This window comes from Enterobacter sp. 22499 (genome assembly GCF_052044815.1).
Lineage (GTDB): Bacteria > Pseudomonadota > Gammaproteobacteria > Enterobacterales > Enterobacteriaceae > Enterobacter > Enterobacter bugandensis.
This window is the reverse complement of record NZ_JBQENR010000013.1, coordinates 21487-30076: the sequence shown is the minus strand read 5'-3', so window position 1 is coordinate 30076 and position 8590 is coordinate 21487. Positions and strand designations below refer to the sequence as shown.

The following is an 8590-nucleotide window of genomic DNA, read 5'->3' as shown; positions in this document are numbered from 1 at the left end:
ATGAATTACGTATGTTCACTCAGAGACTTGGTATTCATTTTTCGTCTTGCGACGTTAAGAATCCATGTCACTTTGAGTGCCCACACAGATTGTCTGATAAATTGTTAAAGAGCAGTGCAACGCGGCTTTCGCTCACCGTTGCGAGGTGGCGTATATTACGCTTTCCTCTTTCAGAGTCAACCCGTTATTTCAGGATTTTTTCTCTTCAACCGACCGGGTTAACTGTGAAGTGATTCACATCCGCCGTGTCGATGGAGGCGCATTATAGGGAGTTCTCCGCGGGCCGCAACCGCTAAATGACAGAAAAATGACTGACTGCTGCATTCCCCAGCAAAACCCCGCCTTATACCCTTTTACACACAGAGTTATCCACAGCGCTTCGAAAAAGTGAAAATATGCGAGCGTTGCGCAAACGTTTTCGTTAAAATGCTCGCGCTTAACAAGGAGGCCTCGTCAGGTGTGTTAGATGAGTTTTTCGCTGGAAAATTCATCTAACGCTCTCTGTAATCGTGAAATCCAGGGGATTTACCATGCAACAACGTCGTCCAGTCCGCCGCGCTCTGCTCAGTGTTTCTGATAAAGCCGGTATCGTTGAATTCGCTCAGGCACTTTCCGCACGTGGTGTAGAGCTGCTTTCTACAGGCGGTACCGCTCGCCTGTTAGCAGATAAAGGTCTGCCGGTAACCGAAGTGTCCGACTACACCGGTTTCCCGGAAATGATGGATGGACGCGTCAAAACCCTGCATCCGAAAGTGCACGGCGGCATTCTGGGCCGTCGCGGTCAGGACGACGGCATTATGGAACAGCATGATATCGCGCCTATCGATATGGTTGTTGTTAACCTCTACCCGTTTGCCCAGACCGTCGCCCGCGAAGGCTGCTCTCTGGAAGATGCGGTTGAGAATATTGATATCGGCGGCCCAACCATGGTGCGCTCCGCGGCGAAGAACCATAAAGATGTGGCCATCGTGGTGAAGAGCAGCGACTACAGCGCCATTATTAATGAGATGGATGCTAACGACGGCTCCCTCACTCTCGAAACCCGCTTCGACCTTGCGATTAAGGCGTTCGAACACACCGCCGCGTACGACAGCATGATTGCCAACTACTTCGGTAGCCTGGTTCCTGCCTACCACGGTGAAAGCAAAGATCCTTCTGGCCGCTTCCCGCGCACCCTGAACCTGAACTTCATTAAGAAGCAGGATATGCGTTACGGTGAGAACAGCCACCAGCAGGCTGCCTTCTATATAGAAGAAGAGGTCAAGGAAGCCTCCGTTGCGACCGCACAGCAGGTTCAGGGCAAAGCCCTTTCCTATAACAACATTGCCGACACCGACGCCGCACTGGAATGCGTGAAAGAGTTCAGCGAGCCGGCCTGCGTTATCGTCAAGCACGCCAACCCGTGCGGCGTTGCAGTAAGCACCTCTATTCTGGATGCCTACGATCGCGCCTACAAAACCGACCCGACCTCCGCATTCGGCGGCATTATTGCCTTCAACCGCGAGCTGGATGCCGAGACCGCGCAGGCCATTATCTCCCGCCAGTTTGTCGAAGTGATCATCGCGCCGTCCGCGTCCGAAGAAGCGCTGAAAATCACCTCGGCGAAACAGAACGTGCGCGTACTGGTTTGCGGCCAGTGGGCGGAGCGCGTGCCGGGCCTGGACTTCAAGCGCGTGAACGGCGGTCTGCTGGTTCAGGATCGCGATTTGGGTATGGTGACAGAAGCCGACCTGCGCGTGGTGACCAAACGACAGCCGACCGAACAGGAGCTGCGCGACGCGCTGTTCTGCTGGAAAGTGGCGAAGTTCGTGAAATCCAACGCCATCGTCTATGCCAAAGAGAACATGACCATCGGGATAGGCGCAGGCCAGATGAGCCGCGTTTACTCTGCGAAAATCGCGGGTATTAAAGCAGGTGACGAAGGCCTGGAAGTGAAAGGCTCCGCCATGGCCTCTGACGCCTTCTTCCCGTTCCGTGACGGTATCGACGCTGCGGCTGCGGTGGGCATCACCTGTGTGATCCAGCCTGGCGGCTCTATCCGCGACGACGAGGTGATTGCCGCTGCCGACGAACACGGCATCGCAATGATCTTCACCGACATGCGCCACTTCCGCCATTAATTCCCGGAGCAGAAAATGAAAGTATTAGTGATTGGTAACGGCGGGCGCGAGCACGCTCTGGCGTGGAAAGCGGCGCAGTCTCCACAGGTTAAAACCGTCTTCGTGGCACCGGGTAACGCCGGTACCGCACTGGAACCCGCGCTGCAGAACGTGGCTATCGGCGTGACCGATATCCCGGCGCTGCTGAGCTTTGCCCAGAGCGAAAAAATCGACCTGACCATCGTCGGCCCGGAAGCGCCGCTGGTAATTGGCGTGGTTGACGCCTTCCGCGCAGCGGGCCTGAAAATCTTCGGCCCAACGGAAGGCGCCGCGCAGCTGGAAGGCTCCAAAGCCTTCACCAAAGATTTCCTTGCGCGTCATAACATCCCGACGGCGGAGTATCAGAACTTCACCGACGTCGAGCCCGCGCTGGCTTACCTGCGTGAAAAAGGCGCGCCGATTGTCATCAAAGCCGACGGTCTGGCCGCCGGGAAAGGCGTTATCGTGGCGATGACGCTCGAAGAAGCCGAAGCGGCCGTTCAGGATATGCTGGCAGGCAACGCCTTTGGCGACGCGGGCCACCGCATCGTGATCGAAGAGTTCCTCGACGGCGAAGAGGCGAGCTTTATCGTAATGGTCGACGGCGAGCACGTTCTGCCGATGGCCACCAGCCAGGATCACAAGCGCGTTGGCAATGGCGATACCGGCCCCAACACCGGCGGGATGGGCGCTTACTCCCCTGCTCCCGTTGTTACCGATGAGGTGCATCAGCGCACCATGGACCGCATCATCTGGCCTACCGTGAAGGGCATGGCGGCGGAAGGCAATACCTACACCGGTTTCCTCTACGCGGGCCTGATGATTGACAAGCAGGGTAACCCGAAGGTGATTGAATTCAACTGCCGCTTCGGCGATCCGGAAACCCAGCCGATCATGCTGCGCATGAAATCCGACCTGGTGGATCTGTGCCTGGCGGCATGCGAAGGCAAGCTGGACGAGAAAACCTCAGAGTGGGACGAGCGTGCGTCTCTGGGCGTGGTGATTGCTGCGGGTGGCTATCCGGGGAACTACAGCACCGGAGATGAGATCCACGGCCTGCCGCTGGAAGAGATTGACGGCGCGAAGGTGTTCCACGCCGGTACGAAGCTGGCTGAGGATGACCGCGTGCTCACCAACGGCGGCCGCGTGCTGTGTGCGACCGCGCTGGGCCAGACCGTGGCAGAAGCGCAGAAACGCGCCTATGCGCTGATGGCGGATATTCACTGGAACGGCAGCTTCAGCCGTCAGGATATCGGTTATCGTGCTATTGCGCGGGAACAGGGGGAGTAATTTCCCCCTCACCCTGACCCTCTCCCTCAAGGGAGAGGGAACTTAAATCAAAAACTTTTCTCTGTCGGCTGCCAGGTGCAGAAGTCTTCGTTCGCTACCAGCAGGAGCTGAGAGCCTTCCGGCGCCTCAAGCCACGCCACGCTCACTTCCATAGACGAATGCCGCTGACGGCGCTGAATGTGTTCGGTTGCCCAGGATTCAAGCTCAGGCTTTACGGTCTGCCCTTCGCAGGTGGTCACCGTGCCATCGGCATGCCAGCGCCCCTGGCGCAGTACCACGCGGCCCTGACGCAGCGCGTCGCTGGTCTGACGGAGCTGTTCGGCGCGGTAGCGGTAAAGGGCGACCTGATCGCTGGAAAGCTGCTGTTTCAATCCGCTGACTTCATGCTGCATAAAGCTCAGCTCGCCGTGGTCGTCGAAACGCACCTTCACGTGTTCTGGGGTCTTGCTGTAGATGTTCAGTTCAATCAGCGACAGCGCATCGCCCTGCCAGCGGTACTCTGCGGTCGAGGTGTTGCCGTTATGCCACGGGCTGAACGCGGTAAGCATATGGACTTCATCGCTGGAATCTTTGCGCCAGATCCTGACCGCGCCCTGGTTGTCAGCGTAGCCGCTGGCGGTAAACGGGGGGAGTGAGGAGTCATGGCTACAGGCAGACAGCAACAGTACGCCTGCCAGCGCGAGCGTGCCACGCCAGAATGACAAAAGGGGCGTTGCCGCCCCTTCGTTAAAACTGTTCACTGCCACGCGTCTTACTTAACTGCGTCTTTCAGTGCTTTACCAGAAACAAATGCCGGCACGTTAGCTGCGGCGATTTTGATTTCTTTACCGGTCTGCGGGTTGCGGCCAGTACGCTCAGCGCGGTGGTTCACTTTGAAGGTACCGAAACCAACCAGTTGTACAGCATCGCCTTCTTTCAGAGACTCAGTAATAGCAGCCAGGGTAGATTCCAGAGCAGCTTTAGCCTGCACTTTAGACAGATCAGCCTTGTCCGCAATTACATCAATCAGTTGAGTCTTGTTCATAAGTTATCCTTTCAATGTGTTTATCGCTTGCTAAGCATCGAGTGCGACGAAAATGCCAAAAAAGCACTCTCCTGCATACACGCACCGATAGCCACTTTTTTTCGCCCCCCAAATGTAGACCAGACGGGGGGCAGAAGGGAAGAGTCGAGGTGCGACAAAACAGGCGTTAAATCACGTTTTGTTGTCTCATTGGTTAAAAATTATACCAATATTGCTCTCACCGGCCTCACGCAGGTCCGCGCGCAGCCCTTTGATCAGCTCAATATCACGCTCTTCACACTCTGCCAGCAGGCGGAAAATCTCCCACTGAATGTCCCATTCCTGTTCAACCGCCGGGTTAGCACGCAGCTCTTCGTCGGTCATTTCGCGGCCTTCCTGCGTCATTTCCAGCATCGCGACGGTCGTGATGGATGCCTTACTGACTTCAATGGCGTGCTCCAGCGTTTCACCGCTCAGACGGGAGTGGATCAGCTCGCTCAACGCCACGCAGGCGTCGATAGCCGGATAAACGCCGTACAGGTCGTAATCGTCCGCCGCCGGGATCGCCTCTTCCAGCTTTTCGAGCTGTGAATCGAAGTTCACCTTTGCGTCTTTCACCGTCAGCGTCTCCCAGATCAAATCCAGGATACGTCGATAAATCTGGCCTTCGCCAAACTCCGTTTGCTTACAGAACGCGGCATAGTTGGGATACATGCGCTCGCACAGGCAAGCCATAAACGTCACGTGCTGCCAGCTTTCCAGCTTCTCAAGGCGCAGATGAATCGGGTTTTGTAACATGATGATGTCTCGAATCGAAAATTAGCCGCAGTTTACCTGAATCACGGCTGAATTTCCTGCCAACGAATGAATGCCGGACGTGAAGAGGCAACGGCGTCAGCCCAGCGGGTTGGCTCCGGTAACCGGTAGCCCTTCATGCAGCGCTGCACCCACGCCAGCGCGCTGTCCATGCTCACCCGATGTCCGGTGGCGATAAACAGCGGATTACAGCGCGCTTTACTGCGCCAGACCCACGCCAGCTGCTCGCCTTTATGGATAAGCGGCGCCAGCGCGCCCGGTTCGGCAGAAAGCGGCTCAAACGCGCCGCACAGGCGTTTTTTCGCCACGCCGATGGTCGGCACGTCCACCAGCAGACCAAAGTGGCTGGCGACGCCTAAGCGACGCGGATGGGAGATACCGTGCCCGTCAACAAACAGGAGGTCAGGTTTTTGCGAGAGTTGCTCCCACGCGGCCAGCAGCGCGGGGTATTCGCGGAAGGAGAGAAAGCCGGGAATATAGGGCATGGTGGTGGCGATACGCGCCACCTTGTACTCCACCAGCTCCAGCGACGGGTATTTCAGCACCACCATCGCCGCCCGCGTCACTTCACCGCCCTGCTCGAACCCGACGTCCGCCCCGCCAATGTACTGCGGGGGATCCTTATCCAGACGATCCTCGCGGATCACCGATGAAGCCAGTTCGATTTGCTGAGCGCGTAGCGACGCGAGATCCATAACCACTCCTTACTTGTGATACTGGGCAGAAAGCCGATGCACCGCCTCCACAAATACGCCTGCGTGTTCAGGCGGCACATCCTGATGAATGCCGTGGCCGAGGTTAAAGACGTGGCCTTCACCCTGGCCGAAACCAGACAGTATAGTCGACACTTCCTCTTCGATGCGGGCAGGCTGAGCATAGAGCATGGACGGATCCATGTTGCCCTGTAGCGCCACTTTGTCGCCCACGCGACGGCGCGCATCGGCAATATCGGTGGTCCAGTCGAGGCCCAGCGCGTCGCAGCCGGTGGCCGCCATCGCTTCCAGCCATTGGCCGCCGCCTTTCGTGAACAGCGTCACCGGCACGCGGCGACCGTCGTATTCACGCAGCAGGCCATCGACGATTTTGTGCATGTAGTACAGGGAGAACTGCTGATAATCGCGCCCGGTCAGCACGCCGCCCCAGGTGTCGAAAATCATCACCGACTGCGCACCCGCTTTAATCTGCGCATTGAGGTAGAGCGTAACGCTCTTTGCCAGCTTGTCGAGCAGCGCATGCAGCGCCAGCGGTTCGGCGTACATCATCTTTTTAATCATAGTGAAGGCTTTGCTGCTGCCGCCTTCAACCATGTAGGTGGCCAGCGTCCACGGGCTGCCAGAGAAGCCAATCAGCGGCACTTCGCCCTTCAGCTCGCGGCGAATGGTGCGCACGGCGTTCATCACGTAGCCCAGCTCGCCTTCCGGATCGGGGATCGGCAGCTTATCGACGTCAGCTTTGCTTTTGATCGGCGAGGTAAAGCGCGGGCCCTCGCCGGTTTCGAAATAGAGCCCCAGGCCCATCGCGTCCGGAATGGTAAGAATGTCCGAAAAGAGAATGGCGGCATCCAGCGGGAAGCGGCGCAGCGGCTGGAGCGTCACTTCACAGGCCAACTCGGCGTTTTTGCACAGCGACATAAAATCGCCCGCCTGCGCGCGCGTGGCTTTGTACTCTGGCAGATAGCGTCCCGCCTGGCGCATCATCCACACCGGGGTGACATCAACGGGCTGGCGCAGCAGCGCACGCAGATAACGATCGTTCTTCAGTTCGGTCATTTTGCAGTTCCTTATTGCGTCAGTCCGTCAGTGTAACACTACTCATACTCGGCCCGACACATTGCCACGGTATCTTCTATCAGGCGACGCGCCACCGTTCCCGGCGGGGGTAACAGCGGTAAATTGTCGTAGCGGTACCAGTTCGCCTCCAGCAGCTCTTTCTGGTCGATAACAATCTCGCCGCTGTCATATTCCGCCATAAACGCGGTCATCAGAGACATCGGGAACGGCCACGGCTGGGAGGTCACGTAGCGCAGGTTCTTCACCTTGATGCTGCTCTCCTCCATCACCTCGCGCGCCACCGCCTGCTCCAGCGTTTCGCCGACTTCGACGAACCCGGCGAGGACGGTATGAATGCCGTTGCGATGACGGGTATGTTGCGCCAGCAGGATGGAATCATCACGGCGGATGGCGACGATGATGCACGGCGCGATTTGGGGGTAGTAGCGTTCACGGCAGTGGCCGCAGAGCAGCGCCCATTCGGTTTTGCTTGGGTGCATGGTGTGGCCGCAATAACCGCAATATTTGTGCGAACGGTAAAACTCCGCCAGCTGCACGCCCCGCCCCGCCAACTGGAACAGGCCGACGTCAAGATCTAACACCTGACGTACGGATCCCATATCCTGACGGCGCGCCTGTTGGATCAACCACACGGGATCGCCCTGCCACTCGCCGATCTTCAGCGCGGACTGGCCCACCAGATCGAACGTTTCCGCGGCACCGTAGGGCAACTCTCCTGAGGGCAGCCATAATTTTTGTTCGTGGCTGACGATCCACCAACCCAGATCTGATTTTTCAATAATACGATCCATATCTATTGCACTACCTTCGCTTCACTGACATGTTGTTAGCATTGTGGTTACATTTTGGATAAGCAGATCCCATTCTAAACCTTATGGAGTCGACCATGTTAAACCAGCTGGAAAGCCTGACTGAGCGCGTTGGAGGAAGTAACACCCTGGTGGATCGCTGGCTACATGTGCGCAAGCATCTCCTTGTGGCGTATTACAATCTGGTCGGTCTTAAGCCTGGCAAAGAATCCTTTATGCGGCTGAACGAAAAAGCGCTGGATGATTTTTGTCAGAGCCTTGTCGACTACCTCTCCGACGGCCATTTCAACATTTATGAACGCATTATCCGCGAAATGGAAGGGACAACGCCGTATTTAGCGGCCAGCAAACTCTGTCCGCAGCTGGAAGCCAATACCCAGCAGATCATGGACTATTACGATTCCACGCTCGAGAACGCCATCGATCACGATAACTATCTTGAGTTCCAGCAGGCGCTTTCGGACCTGGGCGAAGCGCTGGAAGAGCGATTCACGCTGGAAGATAAGCTCATCGCCCTCGTACTGGATAACAACCTGAATATCAGCAGCAGCGATAACGTTGCGCGCCCTGCTTGAGTTCTTAACCGTTAACGAGTAATTTACAACCAGTCGCCCCTCTGCGGAGGGGGATTTTTCTTGTCGGAGTGCCCAGTGTGTAAGCACGGGCTGAGACCGTTAATTCGGGATCCGCGGAACCTGATCAGGTTAATACCTGCGAAGGGAACAAGAGTCACGCTGCTGTTGT

9 protein-coding genes and 1 riboswitch are annotated in these 8590 nt (G+C 57.0%); of the genes, 3 read left to right on the top strand and 6 right to left on the bottom strand.

Features of this window, described 5'->3' with window-relative positions; all coding sequences use genetic code 11:
* Positions 1-530: 530 nt before the first annotated feature.
* Positions 531-2120: a bifunctional phosphoribosylaminoimidazolecarboxamide formyltransferase/IMP cyclohydrolase gene (gene purH / locus ACTJI7_RS22495; RefSeq protein ID WP_028015111.1), complete on the top strand. Its 1590-nt coding sequence runs from the start codon at positions 531-533 to the stop codon at positions 2118-2120.
* Positions 2121-2135: 15 nt separating this feature from the next.
* A complete protein-coding gene (purD, locus tag ACTJI7_RS22490; RefSeq protein WP_136484562.1) occupies positions 2136-3428 on the top strand; it encodes a phosphoribosylamine--glycine ligase in 1293 nt (430 codons plus the stop codon).
* A gap of 47 nt (positions 3429-3475) precedes the next feature.
* On the opposite strand, the gene ACTJI7_RS22485 is transcribed toward purD, so the two are convergent.
* The 6 genes from ACTJI7_RS22485 to nudC all read right to left on the bottom strand — a co-directional run bounded on the left by ACTJI7_RS22485 (position 3476) and on the right by nudC (position 7828).
* Positions 3476-4168 (bottom strand): DUF1481 domain-containing protein, encoded by a 693-nt coding sequence (locus ACTJI7_RS22485; protein ID WP_028015109.1) that lies wholly within the window; start codon positions 4166-4168, stop codon positions 3476-3478.
* A gap of 11 nt (positions 4169-4179) precedes the next feature.
* On the bottom strand, positions 4180-4452 hold the full coding sequence (gene hupA, locus ACTJI7_RS22480) for a nucleoid-associated protein HU-alpha (RefSeq protein ID WP_002445246.1): 273 nt from the start codon (positions 4450-4452) through the stop codon (positions 4180-4182).
* Between the two features lie 186 nt (positions 4453-4638).
* A complete protein-coding gene (locus tag ACTJI7_RS22475) occupies positions 4639-5229 on the bottom strand; it encodes a YjaG family protein (RefSeq protein WP_022646712.1) in 591 nt (196 codons plus the stop codon).
* A gap of 41 nt (positions 5230-5270) precedes the next feature.
* Complete coding sequence (nfi, locus tag ACTJI7_RS22470) at positions 5271-5942, bottom strand: deoxyribonuclease V (protein WP_010425928.1); 672 nt, start codon at positions 5940-5942, stop codon at positions 5271-5273.
* 9 nt (positions 5943-5951) lie between these two features.
* Positions 5952-7016, bottom strand: a complete 1065-nt coding sequence (gene hemE, locus ACTJI7_RS22465) for a uroporphyrinogen decarboxylase (RefSeq protein ID WP_126300795.1) — start codon at positions 7014-7016, stop codon at positions 5952-5954.
* A gap of 38 nt (positions 7017-7054) precedes the next feature.
* Entirely contained in the window at positions 7055-7828 is a 774-nt protein-coding gene (gene nudC / locus ACTJI7_RS22460; RefSeq protein WP_049138089.1) for an NAD(+) diphosphatase, read from the bottom strand.
* Positions 7829-7923: 95 nt separating this feature from the next.
* On the opposite strand from nudC, the gene ACTJI7_RS22455 reads away from it, so the two are divergent.
* The gene (locus tag ACTJI7_RS22455) at positions 7924-8421 is read left to right on the top strand and encodes an Rsd/AlgQ family anti-sigma factor (protein ID WP_028015105.1); all 498 of its coding nucleotides are present in this window, start codon (positions 7924-7926) and stop codon (positions 8419-8421) included.
* A gap of 54 nt (positions 8422-8475) precedes the next feature.
* Positions 8476-8585: riboswitch (TPP riboswitch) on the top strand.
* The last annotated feature ends 5 nt before the right edge of the window (positions 8586-8590 follow it).